The organism is Streptomyces sp. NPDC047917, from assembly GCF_043204345.1.
Taxonomy (GTDB): domain Bacteria; phylum Actinomycetota; class Actinomycetes; order Streptomycetales; family Streptomycetaceae; genus Streptomyces; species Streptomyces sanglieri.
In genome coordinates, this window is record NZ_JBIDCA010000014.1 from 187,168 (window position 1) to 200,909 (window position 13,742).

A 13,742-nucleotide genomic window follows, 5' to 3' on the forward strand; every position below is an offset into this window, starting at 1 on the left:
CCGGCACGCGACGGGGATCGCCGCATCCCGGGCGGTGGGATCCGGAATCGGTGCGCCCGCGCGCCGACGCCCGTACGGACGCGTCCGATCGCGCGGGGCGTACCGGTTCGCCAGGCTGGTCGGGACCATCCCGCGCCGACCGCGTACGTCCCCAGGAGCAGGCATGCAGCAGGACAAGCACCCTTCCTACCGTCCCGTCGTCTTCCGAGACCGTTCGGCGGGCTACGCCTTTCTGACCCGGTCCACCGCGTCGAGCGAGCAGACGATCGACTGGGACGACGGCAACAGCTACCCCGTCATCGACGTGGAGATCTCCGCCGAGAGCCACCCCTTCTTCACCGGGAAGGCGCGCGTCGTCGACGCGGAGGGCCAGGTCGCCAAATTCGAGCGCCGGTACGGGGGCGAGGACGCCTCCTGACCCGCGTACGGACCCGGGTCCCCCGTCCCTGTCCGAAGGGGCGGGGGACCTGCTCGTCACACCTCTTGGCACCGTCGGCCAACCCCTCGCGACTTGCCTGCAACTCGCACTGACGCGCGTGACCGGAGCGCTTCCCCGGAGCACGGCCCGCCGCCTCCGCCACCGGGGCTCCGGGCGGTGGGCGCACGCCGTCGCCGTCTCCACCCACCTCCTGCGCGTGCCGAGGCCGGACGCGGCCACTACGCCGCCAGGACCTGGACCGGGGCCGGCCTCGCGCTGCGGATCAGGGCCCGGGGCGGGCGGATCGAGGCGTGCGTCGGCGGAGCCCGGTCGCCCGATGTGACCGACACCCATCACACACGAGGCAGGATCGGGCTCAATGTGTCCGGTGGCCGCGCCGCCTGCCAGGACACCTTCGTCACCGCACTGTAGGAGATCCCATCCCCATGCTCGACAGAACCGACCTGCTCGTCATCGGTGAATGCGTCGCCGACATCGTCCGGCTGCCGGGTGCGGCCGACCAGGTCCACCCGGGCGGCAGCCCGGCCAACGTCGCGTACGGCCTGGCCCGGCTCGGGCACGCCACCACCCTGCTCACCCAGCTCGGCCCGGACGACAACGGCCGGCTGATCAGGGACCATCTCGCCGGAGCCGGCGTCGAGGTCCGCACGGACGACGCCACGTCCGCCACCCCGGCCGCCGCCGTCACCCTGGACGGCGACGGCCGGGCCGCGTACACCTTCGACATCGCCTGGACGCTGGGCCCGGTCTCCCCGGACCGGCAGCCCCGGCACGTGCACACCGGTTCCGTCGCGGCGGTGATGGAACCGGGGGAGGCCACCGTCGTCGGCGCGGTGGAGTCGCTGCGGACGTCCGCGACGGTCAGCTACGACCCCAATGTGCGGCCCGAACTGATGGGGGACCACGACGCGGCCGTCCGCCGGGTCGAACGGTGCGTCGCGCTCAGCGATGTGGTCAAGGCCAGCGACGAGGACCTGGAGTGGCTCTACCCGGGCCAGGATCCGGAGCGGGTCGCCGAGCGCTGGCTCGCCACCGGCCCGGCACTCGTCCTCGTCACCCGGGGCGGCGACGGCGCACTGGCCGTACTGCCCTGGGGGCGGGTGACGGTCCACGCGCTGCCCACCGAGGTCGTGGACACGGTGGGGGCGGGCGACGCCTTCATGTCGGGCACCCTGCACGCCCTGGCCGGGCAGGGGCTGCTCGGCGCGGACGGCCGGGAGCGGCTGCGCACGCTGGACCGGACCCGGGTGGCCGACGTCCTGCGGCACGCGGTGGCCTCCGCCGCGGTGACCGTGGCCCGGGCCGGCGCCAACCCGCCGGACGGCGCGGAGCTGCGGGCGGCACTCGACCGGAGCTGAACACGCCCCGGCCGGGGACGGCGGGCCCGGCAGGCTCCGTCACCCGGGCACCGCCAGATGCGGGCTGCTGTCGTCGTCGAGGAACTCGACGACGGCGAGGACGATCAGCGCGCACAGCGCGATCCACACCGTGACCAGCCCCGTCGGCCGGTCCCAGGCCACCAGGACGGCGGCGGCGACCACGACGACCGCCCAGTTCAGCGGGCGCCTGGCGCGGTGCACCCACCGGCCGACCGGGCCGCCGGTGAACCCGGCCGCGTCCCGGACGGCGCCGATGCCGCCGTTCCACATCGCCATGACGCGGCCGGCGGCGCGGCCGTCACCGGTCAGCCAGGCGGCGAGCGCCACCACGATGCCGAGCGTGACGACCATCCGGACCAGGATCCGCATCGGTTCGGCGAGGGCGTCGAAGACCGCACCGGCCGCGGGCTGGGACACCCCGGACGGCAGGCTGTCGAGATAGAACGCCCGGCCCACCCAGATGGCCAGGCCGAGCACCGCGGCACCGGCCGCGACCGCGAGCGCCGTCGTGACCAGTGCGCGACGGCGGCGTACCGCGAGGAGCACCCCGCCCGCCGCCAGCACCAGGGCCGCCAACGGCAGCCAGAACCCGATGACCTGGAGCGCCCGGAACCACTTCTTGGCCTTGCCGACCGAGTCGGAGGTCAGCACCGTGAAATCGGTGTGGATCTCGGGGATCCTGGCCGCGACGCCCAGTCCCCGGTCGACGAGACGTTGTTTCACCCGGTCGATGACGGGTGCGAGGTCGATGGTGACGGTGTCGCCGGTGAGCTCCACCGCCCCGCCGCCGCTTCCCGAAAGCGCCTTCAGCGTGGCGGACTGGGCGGACCGGTTGAGGTCGGTCCAGATCTTCGCGAAGGCGTCGCTGGAGACGAACCTCTCCGTGGTCCCGCGCACGAAGTTCGAGATGCCCGTGGTGAGGGGTCCGCTCAGCTTCGACAGCGCCTTGTCGAGCACCGGCCGGTCAGCGGGGGAGACATCGGCCAGCAGGGCCTTCACGTCCAGGTGCCCCATGACGGCACCGGTGACGCGATCGGCCACCGCGGTCCGCACATCGGGGTCGGAGGCGAGCGGCGCGATCATCGCCACATAGTTGTCCGTATCGCCGATCTGGTTCTTCGCCCAGGTCGACACGATGCTCAGCGGAGTGAGGACGGCCGCGACGACGATGAGCAGCACGGCGAGGAACGAGCGGGCCCCGGGCCGGTGCCGGACCGGGGCGCGGGTCTCCAGCACGGCCACCCTGGCGCGCAGCGCGTCCAGTTCGGCGTGCTCGTCCGGGGGGTTCGACTGATCGTGGTCCGCTGCCATTCCCCCAGGGGACGGCCGTCCGTCACGCACGGCGCGGCGGGCTGCTGCGGACGGGTGAACACGGTCACCCTGGCGCGCGGCACCGTTCGGCCCGCCGGAGGTATCAGTGACCCTTTCGGCTCATTGGGCGCATCCTCGCCGGGGCTACGGCCGTTCGACAACCAGTAGGCCTGATCGATTACGGAGGAGGGGGCGGACATGACGATGGCCGAGAGGGGCGTCGCGGTGACCGGACTGGGGGTGGTGACTCCCGCAGGCGCGGACGAGCACACTCTCTGGGAGGGGCTGTGCGCCGGTGTTTCCACGGCCCGCGGCTGCGAGGAACTGGCCGGGCTGCCGGTCGACTTCGGCTGCCCGGTGGACGGGATCGACCTGGACGCGGCGGTCGGCGGGCGTTCGGTGTGGCGGATGGCGCGGTTCGTGAAGATGGCGCTGGTCGCCGCCCGCCAGGCCGTGGCGGACGCCGGGCTGTCGCCGGAGCGGTGGGACGGTGACCGGGTCGCCGTCGTGCTCGGCGTCGGGGTGGGCGGGGTGTCCGTGCTCGTCGACAACGTGCGCAGGCTCGACGACGGCGGAGCGGACGCGGTGTCACCGCTGCTGGTTCCGATGATGATGCCCAACGCGGCCGCCGGGGAGCTGGCCATCGCGCTGCGGGCCCACGGCCCCAGCCTGGCCCCGGCGACCGCCTGCGCGTCCGGGGCGACGGCCATCGCCGTCGCCCGCGACCTGCTGCTGAGCGACCGGTGCGACGTGGTGGTGGCGGGCGGTGCGGAGGCCGTACTGACCCCGCTGGTGGTGAGCGCCTTCGCGGGGATGGGCGCGCTCTCGCTGCGCACCGGCGATCCGGCGGGTGCCTCGCGGCCGTTCGCCGCGGACCGGGACGGGTTCGTGATCGGCGAGGGCGCCGCCGTGCTCGTACTGGAACGCACGGCCGACGCGTACGCCCGGGGCGGACGGGCGCGCGCCCTGCTGACCGGTGCGGGCTCCGCCACCGACGCCCACCACCCCACGGCCCCGGACCCGGAGGGCGGCGGTGCGCGCAAGGCCGTCGGGGCGGCGCTGCGCGAGGCGGGCTGGGCGCCCCGCGAGGTCGACCACATCAACGCGCACGGCACGTCGACGCAGCTCAACGACGCGATGGAGACCGCTCTGATCTCCGAGATCTTCCCGCACCGCCCTTCGGTGACCGCGCCGAAGGGCGTCCTCGGGCACACCCTCGCAGCGTCCGGGGCGATCGAGGCGGTCGCCACCGTACTGACCCTGGAGCGGGGTCTCGTCCCGCCGATCGCCAACCTGGACTCACTGCCGGACGGGTTCGACCTCGACTGTGTGGTCAAGGAGCCCCGGATCCAGCCGGTCGAGCGGGCGCTGAGCCACTCCTTCGGCTTCGGCGGACACAATGTCGTGCTCGCCTTCCAGCGCGCCGGTGCGGACGGCCCGCCGAGGAGGAGTCCGGGTGTCCTCGCCGTTGCTTGATCGTTATATTTTCCATGACCGCAACGATCGACAGTCCCTCCGCAGAACGGTCCACGGAGCTCCTCACCGATGTGCTCCTCGGCGGCAACCACCGCCGGGAGCACGGCTTCTGGCGGCGGCTGATCAGCACCGACCCCTTCCGCCGCCCGGACCACCGCACCCCCGAGGAGCGCCTGGCCCTCACGTACGAGCGGCTGCGCGTCCTCAACGACTGCCTGGACAGCGGGGCCCGGCTGGCCGCCGACCCCCGCGCCCTCGCCGCCCTGCACGAATGGCTCGGTCCGGTGGACCCGGCGCTCACCACGGTGGCGGGGATCCACTACAACCTCTTCCTCGGCAGCCTCCTCGACCACGGTGGCGACGGCGATCGCGATCTGTCGGACTTCCTGCGGCTGCGGCGCATCGGCACCTTTCTCTGTACGGAGGTGGCACACGGCAATGACGCCGCGGCCGTCGAGACCACCGCCGCGTACGACCGTGAGCGCGACGGGTTCGTGCTGTGCACCCCGCACGCCGGGGCGCAGAAGTTCATGCCCAACACCGGTCCGGCCGGCGGCCCCAAGACCGGGCTGGTGGCCGCCCGCCTGCTCGTCGACGGCACCGACCACGGGGTCTTCCTCTTCCTCGTGCCGCTCACCGACGAGGGACAGCCGCTGCCCGGAGTGCGCATCCGCACGCTCCCCACCCGCACGGGCAGCCCGGTGGACCACTGTCTGACCTCCTTCGACCGGGTCTTCGTGGGACGCGCCGCGCTGCTCGACGGGGACCACGGACGCGTCGGTGCGGACGGGGAGTTCAGCAGTGCCGTCGACAACCGCAGGCGGCGCTTCCTCGCGTCGATCGGGCGCGTCACCTCCGGGAAGATCTCGATGACGGCCTGCGCGGTCGGCTGTGCCCGCGCGACGCTCGCGGTCGCCGTCCGCTACGGCGGTCACCGGTACATCTCGGGCCCCCGCGGCTCGCACCGGGTGCCGGTGATGGCCCACCGCAGCCACCACGGACCGCTCGCCGCGGCCATGGCCACCGTCTTCGCGATGAGCCTGCTGCACCGCAGGGCCCTGGACCGCTGGGAGCGGAGCGAGCGACCGGAGGAGGCCGAGCGGCTGGTCGCCGTCGCCAAGGGGTGGATCACCTGGCAGGCCCGGTCCGTGATCGTCGAATGCCGTGAACGCTGCGGCGCCCAGGCGCTCCTGGAACACAACGGCATGAGCGAACTCGTCACCGGGGTGGAAGGCGCCATCACCGCCGAGGGGGACAACCTGGCCATCCACGCCAAGGCGGCCGCGGAGATGCTCTTCGCCGCCGGACCCGCCGCCGGGGCCTCGTCCGGCGGCCCCGGCGATCTCGACGACCCGGGCTTTCTCGGCGGGCTGCTCACGGAGCTGGAACGGATCTGGTTCGACCGGGCCCGGGAGCGGATGGGCCTCGCACCGCACGGTGACCCGCTTGGGCGGTGGAACGCGGCGGCCGGGCCCGCCCTGCGCGGCGTCGAGGCCCACGCCCAGCGGCAGGCGGCCGAGGCATACGCGGAGGCGGTGGCCGTGCTCCCCGAAGGGCCCGCCCGCGACCGGCTCGGCGAGCTCGAACGGCTCTTCGCGCTCGACCGGATCGCCCGCAGCAGCGGTGACCTGCTGGCGGCGGGCCTGCTGAGTGCCGACCAGGTCAACGGCCTGCCGGCCAGGGTGGAGCAGCTCATCACCACGGTCGCCGCCCATCTGCCGGACCTGGTCGACGCCTTCGCGCTGCCGCCGCAACTGCTCGCGGACTGGCCGATCGCGGGCGCCGACTACGTGGCCGCGTACGACGATCCGGGGGCTTTCTGGCAGACCGGCGGGGGTCGGGACGCGGTTCGGGACGAGCGGTGACGGCCATGACGAGGAAAGGAACAGTTGTCCGGGGCCGTCGGGTCAGAGAGACCGCCGGGGCTCTCGGTGTGCGTGTTGTCCTGCTGGCCTTCTGGGGTACGGCGTCCGTCCTGGCCCGGTGGTGCGGTGAGCGCGAGGAGCACGCTGCCGAATCGGTTCGGCACAAGGCGTAACTGGAGGCACTCCTCCCAGTTGATTCGGCGTCGGGACGGTGTCACCGCCGGCCCGACAGCCGGACCGAATGATGGAGAGAAAGCTGATGAGTGCGATTCACCCCAAGATCACCGACGTTCTGACACACACCTTCAAAGTGCCCGCCGCAGAGATCCACCCGGGCTCCACGATGGACAGCCTGGAGATGGACTCCCTCGCCGTCGCCGAGTTCGCCGTCCTCATCAGGGAGACGACCGGCGGCGACCGGGACTTCGACCAGCTCCCCAAGGACGCCACGCTGGCCGACATCAGCCGGTTCATGGACACGGCGGCCGGCGGCGCGCGGGTGGGCGGCGGGGCAGCGATGAGCAACGCCCGATGAACAGGCCGGCCGTCGCCGTCACCGGACTGGGCATGATCACCCCGGTCGGCAACGACACCGAATCCACCTGGCGGGGCGTGTGCGCGGGTGTGTCACCGGCCCGCACCGTCGCCGGGCTCGACGGATGCGCGATCGACTTCGCGTGCATGGTCGACGGCATCGACCTGGACGCCGCGATCGGCGGCCGTGCGTCCTTCCGCATGGGGAAGTACGTGAAACTCGCCGTCCTCGCCGCCCGCGAGGCGGTCACCGACGCCGGGCTCGACCCGGCGGGGTGGGAGGGCAGCAGGGTCGCGGTGGTCGTCGGCACCAGCAGCGGCGGCTCCGCCTCGCTGACCGAGCAGGCCGTCGTGCTCGACCGGCTCGGCGCCGGGGCCACCTCACCGTCGGGCATCCTGCTCACCATCCCGAACATGCCCGCCGCCGAGATCGCGATCCAGCTGCGGGCCACCGGACCCAGCCTGGCCCCGTGCACCGCCTGCTCGTCCGGCGCCACCGCACTGTCCGTCGCCCGCGACCTGCTGGTCACCGGGCAGTGCGACATCGCGATCGCCGGTGCCACCGAGTCGATCGTCTACCCGGCCGCCATGGCCGCGTTCGCCAGGTCCGGGGCGGGAGCCCGGCGCGACGGCGACCTGGCCGGACTGTGCCGGCCCTTCGCGGCCGACCGGGCCGGCCTGGTCATGGGCGAGGGCGCGGCCGTCATGGTGCTGGAACGGACGGACGACGCCCGGGCCCGGGACGCGGCCCCACGGGCGCTGCTCGCCGGCACCGGAGCCACCACCGACGCCCACCACCCCATCAGCCCGCATCCGTCGGGCGTGGTCGCCCAGGCGGCGGTGGAGGCCGCGCTGCGCGACGCGGGCTGGGCGGCCGAGGACGTCGAGCACGTCAACGCGCACGGCACGGCGACCCCGGTCAACGACGCCACCGAGGCCGCCCTGATCGCCCGGGTCTACCCGCACCGGCCACCCGTCACCGCGCCCAAGGGCGTACTGGGGCACTGCATGGGAGCGGCCGGAGCGATCGAGGCCGGACTCACCGTCCTCACGCTCCAGCGCGGAGTCGTACCACCGATCGCCAACCTGGACGCCCCGGCGCCCGAGTTCGACATCGACTGCGTCACCGAGCGACCTCTGCGGCGGCCCATCAGGCGCGCCGTCAGCCATTCCTTCGGATTCGGCGGCCACAACGCCGTACTCGCTCTTCAGCGTCCCTGAGAGCCGTTCCGCAGGCAGCAGGCAGGTGGTGCGACGGGAAAACAGCCCGGCGTACCACCGGCCACACCGGCCGTGAGCTGCACAGAGGCGCGTGATAGCTTGCCGGGGCCAGTCAAACTCCACCTAGGGGTCAGGGAATCCGGTGCGAATCCGGAACTGACGCGCAGCGGTGAGGGGGACGGGCGGGGCCACAGCCACTGGGAGCACCCTCGGGTGCCCGGGAAGGCGCTCCGTCCGGACGAACCCGAGTCCGAAGACCTGCTGGCATCCGCGACCCGGCACCGGGCCGCGGGACTCCGTACCACGGGCTCCGCGCATGAGCCCAGAGACGCAGAGGGACTCCGTGCCGTCCATAGCCAGCCCCGTCCGCACCGTCGCCCTGCTGTCCGCGGGACTGGTCCTGCTGACCGCCTGCGGAGGCGGAGCCGGTGACACCACCGCGAAACCGGGCCGCGCGGACGGATATCCGGTGACGCTGAAGAACTGCGGCCGTACCGTCACCGTCGACGCCGCGCCGCGCCGCGCCGTCTCGGTGGACCAGGGATCCACGGAGATCCTTCTCTCCCTCGGCCTCGCCGACCGGATGGCCGCCACCGCGACCTGGACCGACCCGGTGATGAAGGGCCTGGAGAAGGCCAACGACGAGGTGCCCAGGATCGCGGACAACCGGCCCTCCTCGGAGAAGGTCCTCGACCGCGAACCGGACTTCGTCAGCGCCTCGTTCGAATCGACACTCGCCAAGGGCGGCGTCGCACCCCGCGAACAGTTCGAATCGCTCGGCGTCCCCACCTATGTCTCGCCCGCCGACTGCGCCGGCAAGGACAACAGCGGCGGCGGCGACGGAGCCCGCACCGCACCGCTCACCATGGACAGCGTCTACGGCGAAGTGCGCGACCTGGCCAAGGTGTTCGGCGTACCGGAGCGCGGCGACTCGCTCGTGGCCGCACTGCGCGAACGGGTGAAGAAGGCGACCGAGGGCATCGACGCCTCCGGCACCACCCTCCTGTACTGGTTCTCCGACTCCAAGGCCCCCTACCTGGCGGGCTGCTGCGGAGCCCCCGGAATCATCACCGGAGAACTCGGCGCGAAGAACGTCTTCGACGACACCCACGAGGAATGGCCCCAGATCAGCTGGGAGACCGTCGCGGACCGCAACCCCGACGTCCTGGTCATCGGCGACCTGACCCGTAAGGCCCAGACCGCCGAGAGCGCCGCGAAGAAGATCGAGTTCCTGGAGTCCAACCCCGCCACGAAGAACATGGACGCCGTCAGGCACAAGCGGTACGTCCTGTTGAGCGGCCAGGCCATGAACCCGTCCGTCCGGACGGTCGAGGGCGTCGAACGTGTCGCCGCCGGACTGCGCGGGTTCGGGCTCGCGCGGTGACGCCGACCGAACGCGGCACGACGGTGACCGCGCCACCGGCCGTCGTCGCACCGGTGGGCGTCACGAAGGGCGTACGACGGCTGCGCGGCGGGGTCCTGTGGGCCTGCGGCCTCGCGCTGCTCCTCGGCTCCGTCGCGGTCGCCGTCACCATCGGACCCGCCCGCATCTCGGTGGGCGACGTCTGGTCCGCGGTGGCCGCCCACCTCGGCGGGGGCCAGTCGCGGCTCTCCCCTATCCGGGACGGCATCATCTGGAACCTGCGCATGCCGCGCACCCTGCTCGCCGCGGTGTGCGGCGCCGGGCTCGCGGTCTGCGGCACCGTCATGCAGTCCCTGCTCCGCAACCCGCTCGCCGACCCGTTCGTCCTCGGCGTCTCCTCCGGCGCGTCCACCGGCGCGGTCGTGGTCGTCGTCCTCGGTGTCGGCGGGGGAGCCTTGTCGATCTCGACCGGCGCGTTCATCGGGGCGCTGTGCTCGTTCGCCCTGGTGCTGCTGCTCAGCCACACCCTGGGCGGCACGACGGACCGGGTGGTGCTCTCCGGTGTCGCGGCCATGCAGCTGTTCTCCGCGCTCACCTCCTTCGTCGTGATGACCGCCGCCGACGCGGAGCAGACCCGCGGGGTGCTGTTCTGGCTGCTCGGCTCGCTCAGCGGGGTCGGCTGGACCGATGTGTGGGTCTGCGCCGCCGTGCTCGCCGTGACCCTGCTGATCTGCCTGGGCCACGCCCGTACGCTCGACGCCTTCGCGTTCGGCCAGGACGCCGCCGCCACCCTCGGCGTCGATGTCGCGCGTACCCGGATCGTGCTGCTGTGCACGACCGCGCTGCTGACCGCCGCGCTGGTCAGCTCGGCCGGTGCCATCGGCTTCGTCGGTCTGGTGCTGCCGCACGCCGCCCGTGCCCTCGCCGGTTCCGGCCACCGGCGGCTGCTGCCGGTGACGGCGCTGGCCGGGGCGGTGTTCCTGGTCTGGGTCGACACGCTCGCCAGGACCGTGCTCGACCCGCAGGAGGTGCCCGTGGGCGTGGTCACCGCACTGATCGGGGTGCCCGCGTTCGTCCTGGTCCTGTACCGCACCCGGAGGACCTCATGACGGACGCGGCGGGCGCGGGACTGCGTGCCGAACGGGTCAGCCGGACGGCGGGCGGCCGCCTCGTCCTCGACGGGATCGACCTCGCGCCGCGGCCCGGCGCCACCGTGGGGCTGATCGGACCGAACGGATCCGGCAAGTCGACCCTGCTGCGGGTGCTGGCGGGAGTCCTGGCCCCGGAGACCGGCGTGGTCACCCTCGACGGACTGCGGCTCACCGAGATCGGCCGCCGCACCGTCGCCCGGCGCGTCGCAATGGTCGACCAGCACGCCGTCACCCAGGTCGAGCTCAGCGTGCTGGACGTGGTGCGGCTCGGCCGAATCCCGCACCGCAGGGCCTGGTCGGCGCCGGACGGGGCGGACGAGGAAGCGGTACGCGAAGCGCTCGCCCGGACCGGTCTCACCGACCGCGGCGACCAGTCCTGGCACACCCTCTCCGGGGGCGAGCGCCAACGCGTCCAGATCGCGCGTGCGCTCGCCCAGCAGCCGCGGGAGCTGCTGCTCGACGAGCCGACGAACCACCTCGACATCCAGCACCAGCTGGAGCTCCTCGCGCTGATCGCCTCACTGCCGCTGACCGGTGTGATCGCCCTGCACGACCTCAACCTGGCGGCGATGTTCTGCGACCGGATCGCGGTGCTGAAGAAGGGGCGGGTGGTGGCCGCCGGCACCCCCTCGGAAGTGATCACCGAGGAGCTGATCGCGGACGTCTACCGGGTCGCGGCCCACGTCACGCCGGACGGCCCGGACGGGCGGCCCTCGGTGCGGTTCCTGCCGGGGCGGCCGGTGGGGACACAGCGGTCGGTGGGGTCGTAACGGCTGGTGGGGACGCGCCGAATGGGGGGTCCTAGCGGCCGGTGGGGACGTAGCGGCTGGTGGCGGCGCAGCCCGTTGTCGGCGACGCGGCTTCCGGCCGGGGAGCGGCCGGCTCCTCGTGGCGGGGGCCGCGACGCCGAGCGGGCGGACCCGGCACTGCGTGGCGTGGGTCCGCCCGTTCTTTCCGGGTGCGGCGGCTCGCCGCGGTGCGTGAGGTGGAGTGGGCCCGGCGGGTCAGCGGCGGCGTCCTCCGCCGAGGCCGCCCCCGATGTCCTTGCCGCCCATGTCCTTCCCGGCGATGCCGGTGTCGTCCGCGTAGTCGATCTGCTCCTTGCGGAGTTCGGCGGAGACCTCCTTCTGCTCGGTCACCTTCTTGGTCTCCATCCGCACCCGCTCGACGGCCACGGTCTCCTTGCGGGAGGTCGGGCGTTCCGCGTGCAGGGTGACCTCGACGTCCTGTTCGCGGATGGCGGCACGCTCCCCGGGCTTGTCGCCGGGCTGGAGCGGTTCGCGGATCAGCCGCACCTCCTCGTGCGTCACCGGGACGGTCCTGGTGACGTTCTCGGTGACGACGTACTTGTGCAGCCGGGCCGTTCCGCTCTCGTACTGCTCGGTGCCGACGAGGAGTTGCTCCTCGGAACGGATCATCTCCTCCTTGCCGCCCAGGTCGGCGGCGGACCGTTCGGCGCCCGCCCCGGCGCCGACGAGGGGACGCGAGGTGCCGGCGGCCGCCCCGGCGTCGCGGTGCCTGCCCTGGCCCGCGCCGGTCCCGGCACCGGCCGTGCCCGCACCGGAGGCGCCCGTCATGCCCGTCCTGCCGGCCCCGGTCGTGCGTCCGGTGCCGGCCGCGCCCATGGCCCCGGCGGCTCCCGCGGCACCCATGGCCGTGGTGCCCGTCCCGGACGTCGTCGTGTTCGCCGTGCCCGGTCGGTCGCCCAGCTTCGCGGTGGTGTTCCTGGCGAGGCCGTAGTGCTTGTAGAGCTCTTCCTCCTCCGCCACGGACAGATGCGCGTCGGCGTCCACCCGGGGGGCGTCCTTGACCCGTTCCTTCGGATGCGAGATGTGCAGATCGGATCCCACACGGCGGGCGCCGGCAAGGGGAACGAAACTCTCCTTCATGCCGAACAGGCCGGTCTTCACCGTGATCCAGTCCGGCCGGCCGGTGTTGTCGTCGACATACACCCGGCCCACACTGCCGACCTTCTCGCCGTCGGTGTCGTACACCGTGAGGTCGTCGAGCTCTCCGGAATCCGTGAAACCGTCAGCGGCTCCCATGACCGATTCCTCCTCGTCCGGGCGCGTCCTGTGGCGGGGGCCGACAGGGGAGGCGCGTCCGCATTCCATCGGGCCTCACCCGGATGGACGCTGCAACCTCCCGGGCCGGGGTGCCGGGCCGCCGCATGCTCGGCGGTTCGGCGGTGACCGCCTGCCACGGTGGTGGGCGCCCCGATCCTCCATTAGGCCATTCGGGTGAGGAGTGGCGCGTGGTGAGTGTGCGTGCCGGACGGGCGGGTGGGCGGGCGCCGCCGCACCGCGAAACCGGAAGGATCCGTCCGGTGTTCCACCGGCAGGACACATCGCGCGGCACATTCGACGAGGACGCGGAGACCGCGACCGGACGCGCCCGCGGCCTTCCGTCGGGCCGGGCGCCGGGATCATGGCCTCCGGCCGGCCCGACCCCGCGGAGCCGGGCGCCCGAAACCGGCCGGGCACCGAGCAGTTGACCGTCGGCGCGCGAGGTGGCCACCAACGCCGTACGGGCGCTGTGCGCCCACCCCGGGCAGCTCGGGCTCCTCACCCCCGGCCGGGTGGGCCGGGCCGACGTGGCGGAGGAGACCGAGACGCCTCGCTGGGGCAGCCCGCCGGCTGCTTCCCGTTCGGGCATCCCACCCGGGACCTCACCCTTGACGGCACCGTGACACCTCCGGGCGCCCCCGTGCCCTTGGGCGGCCGTCCGGCCGCTTCCCGGAACTGGAACTCGCCGTACCGGAGCCCGCCCTGCCCCACCACCCGGGCTTCGTCGGCAACAGCACGGGACCGCTCCCGGTACGGCCCCGCCCGTCGCTCCCGCGGTCGTACACCCCGCCCCCACGCGGCGCGTACGACCGCCGCCTCCGGTACAAATGCCGGCACATATGATCGACGGGCCAAGAGCCGACCTACATCCTGCCGCGCCACCGGGGGTGCCCCATCAGTTCCGTACGCATCCTGCTGCCCGAACAGCGCGGCGAAC

At 73.2% G+C, this 13,742-nt stretch carries 12 protein-coding genes and 1 riboswitch; of the genes, 10 read left to right on the plus strand and 2 right to left on the minus strand.

Annotated elements, in window-relative coordinates:
• Positions 1–163 precede the first annotated feature (163 nt).
• From ACGF8B_RS31965 to ACGF8B_RS31975, 3 genes are all read left to right on the plus strand, one after another.
• Positions 164–418: a type B 50S ribosomal protein L31 gene (locus tag ACGF8B_RS31965; RefSeq protein ID WP_392745510.1), complete on the plus strand. Its 255-nt coding sequence runs from the start codon at positions 164–166 to the stop codon at positions 416–418.
• Positions 419–595: 177 nt separating this feature from the next.
• Positions 596–850, plus strand: coding sequence for a hypothetical protein (locus ACGF8B_RS31970; protein WP_392745511.1), 255 nt, complete (start codon positions 596–598; stop codon positions 848–850).
• 14 nt (positions 851–864) lie between these two features.
• Positions 865–1,797, plus strand: a complete 933-nt coding sequence (locus ACGF8B_RS31975) for a carbohydrate kinase (protein ID WP_392745513.1) — start codon at positions 865–867, stop codon at positions 1,795–1,797.
• 39 nt (positions 1,798–1,836) lie between these two features.
• Here ACGF8B_RS31975 and ACGF8B_RS31980 read toward each other — a convergent pair whose 3' ends face one another.
• Complete coding sequence (locus ACGF8B_RS31980; protein ID WP_392745514.1) at positions 1,837–3,129, minus strand: hypothetical protein; 1,293 nt, start codon at positions 3,127–3,129, stop codon at positions 1,837–1,839.
• Positions 3,130–3,333: 204 nt separating this feature from the next.
• Here ACGF8B_RS31980 and ACGF8B_RS31985 point away from each other — a divergent pair, with 204 nt between their 5' ends.
• From ACGF8B_RS31985 to ACGF8B_RS32015, 7 genes are all read left to right on the plus strand, one after another.
• Complete coding sequence (locus tag ACGF8B_RS31985; protein WP_392745681.1) at positions 3,334–4,605, plus strand: beta-ketoacyl-[acyl-carrier-protein] synthase family protein; 1,272 nt, start codon at positions 3,334–3,336, stop codon at positions 4,603–4,605.
• Between the two features lie 14 nt (positions 4,606–4,619).
• Complete coding sequence (locus ACGF8B_RS31990; protein ID WP_392745515.1) at positions 4,620–6,470, plus strand: acyl-CoA dehydrogenase; 1,851 nt, start codon at positions 4,620–4,622, stop codon at positions 6,468–6,470.
• 259 nt (positions 6,471–6,729) lie between these two features.
• Positions 6,730–7,005: an acyl carrier protein gene (locus ACGF8B_RS31995; RefSeq protein WP_392745516.1), complete on the plus strand. Its 276-nt coding sequence runs from the start codon at positions 6,730–6,732 to the stop codon at positions 7,003–7,005.
• Complete coding sequence (locus ACGF8B_RS32000) at positions 7,002–8,225, plus strand: beta-ketoacyl-[acyl-carrier-protein] synthase family protein (RefSeq protein WP_392745517.1); 1,224 nt, start codon at positions 7,002–7,004, stop codon at positions 8,223–8,225. Before ACGF8B_RS31995 ends, ACGF8B_RS32000 begins: the two co-directional genes overlap by 4 nt.
• 92 nt (positions 8,226–8,317) lie before the next feature.
• Positions 8,318–8,506: riboswitch (cobalamin riboswitch) on the plus strand.
• Between the two features lie 35 nt (positions 8,507–8,541).
• Positions 8,542–9,609 (plus strand): ABC transporter substrate-binding protein, encoded by a 1,068-nt coding sequence (locus tag ACGF8B_RS32005; RefSeq protein WP_392745518.1) that lies wholly within the window; start codon positions 8,542–8,544, stop codon positions 9,607–9,609.
• Positions 9,606–10,697 carry a FecCD family ABC transporter permease gene (locus ACGF8B_RS32010; protein ID WP_392745519.1) on the plus strand — a complete coding sequence of 364 codons (1,092 nt, stop codon included), beginning with the start codon at positions 9,606–9,608 and terminating at the stop codon, positions 10,695–10,697. The genes ACGF8B_RS32005 and ACGF8B_RS32010 overlap by 4 nt, the downstream gene beginning before the upstream one ends.
• Positions 10,694–11,509: an ABC transporter ATP-binding protein gene (locus tag ACGF8B_RS32015; RefSeq protein ID WP_392745520.1), complete on the plus strand. Its 816-nt coding sequence runs from the start codon at positions 10,694–10,696 to the stop codon at positions 11,507–11,509. Before ACGF8B_RS32010 ends, ACGF8B_RS32015 begins: the two co-directional genes overlap by 4 nt.
• A 234-nt stretch (positions 11,510–11,743) precedes the next feature.
• Here the strand turns inward: ACGF8B_RS32015 and ACGF8B_RS32020 are convergent, their stop codons facing one another.
• A complete protein-coding gene (locus tag ACGF8B_RS32020; protein ID WP_392745522.1) occupies positions 11,744–12,784 on the minus strand; it encodes a PRC and DUF2382 domain-containing protein in 1,041 nt (346 codons plus the stop codon).
• Positions 12,785–13,742 lie beyond the last annotated feature (958 nt).

Coding starts and splice junctions, on each gene's coding strand:
- ACGF8B_RS31965 (WP_392745510.1), top strand. CDS start 164: ATGCAGCAGGACAAGCACCCTTCCTACCGTCCCGTCGTCTTCCGAGAC.
- ACGF8B_RS31975 (WP_392745513.1), top strand. CDS start 865: ATGCTCGACAGAACCGACCTGCTCGTCATCGGTGAATGCGTCGCCGAC.
- ACGF8B_RS31980 (WP_392745514.1), bottom strand. CDS start 3,129: ATGGCAGCGGACCACGATCAGTCGAACCCCCCGGACGAGCACGCCGAA.
- ACGF8B_RS31985 (WP_392745681.1), top strand. CDS start 3,334: ATGGCCGAGAGGGGCGTCGCGGTGACCGGACTGGGGGTGGTGACTCCC.
- ACGF8B_RS31990 (WP_392745515.1), top strand. CDS start 4,620: ATGACCGCAACGATCGACAGTCCCTCCGCAGAACGGTCCACGGAGCTC.
- ACGF8B_RS31995 (WP_392745516.1), top strand. CDS start 6,730: ATGAGTGCGATTCACCCCAAGATCACCGACGTTCTGACACACACCTTC.
- ACGF8B_RS32000 (WP_392745517.1), top strand. CDS start 7,002: ATGAACAGGCCGGCCGTCGCCGTCACCGGACTGGGCATGATCACCCCG.
- ACGF8B_RS32005 (WP_392745518.1), top strand. CDS start 8,542: ATGAGCCCAGAGACGCAGAGGGACTCCGTGCCGTCCATAGCCAGCCCC.
- ACGF8B_RS32015 (WP_392745520.1), top strand. CDS start 10,694: ATGACGGACGCGGCGGGCGCGGGACTGCGTGCCGAACGGGTCAGCCGG.
- ACGF8B_RS32020 (WP_392745522.1), bottom strand. CDS start 12,784: ATGGGAGCCGCTGACGGTTTCACGGATTCCGGAGAGCTCGACGACCTC.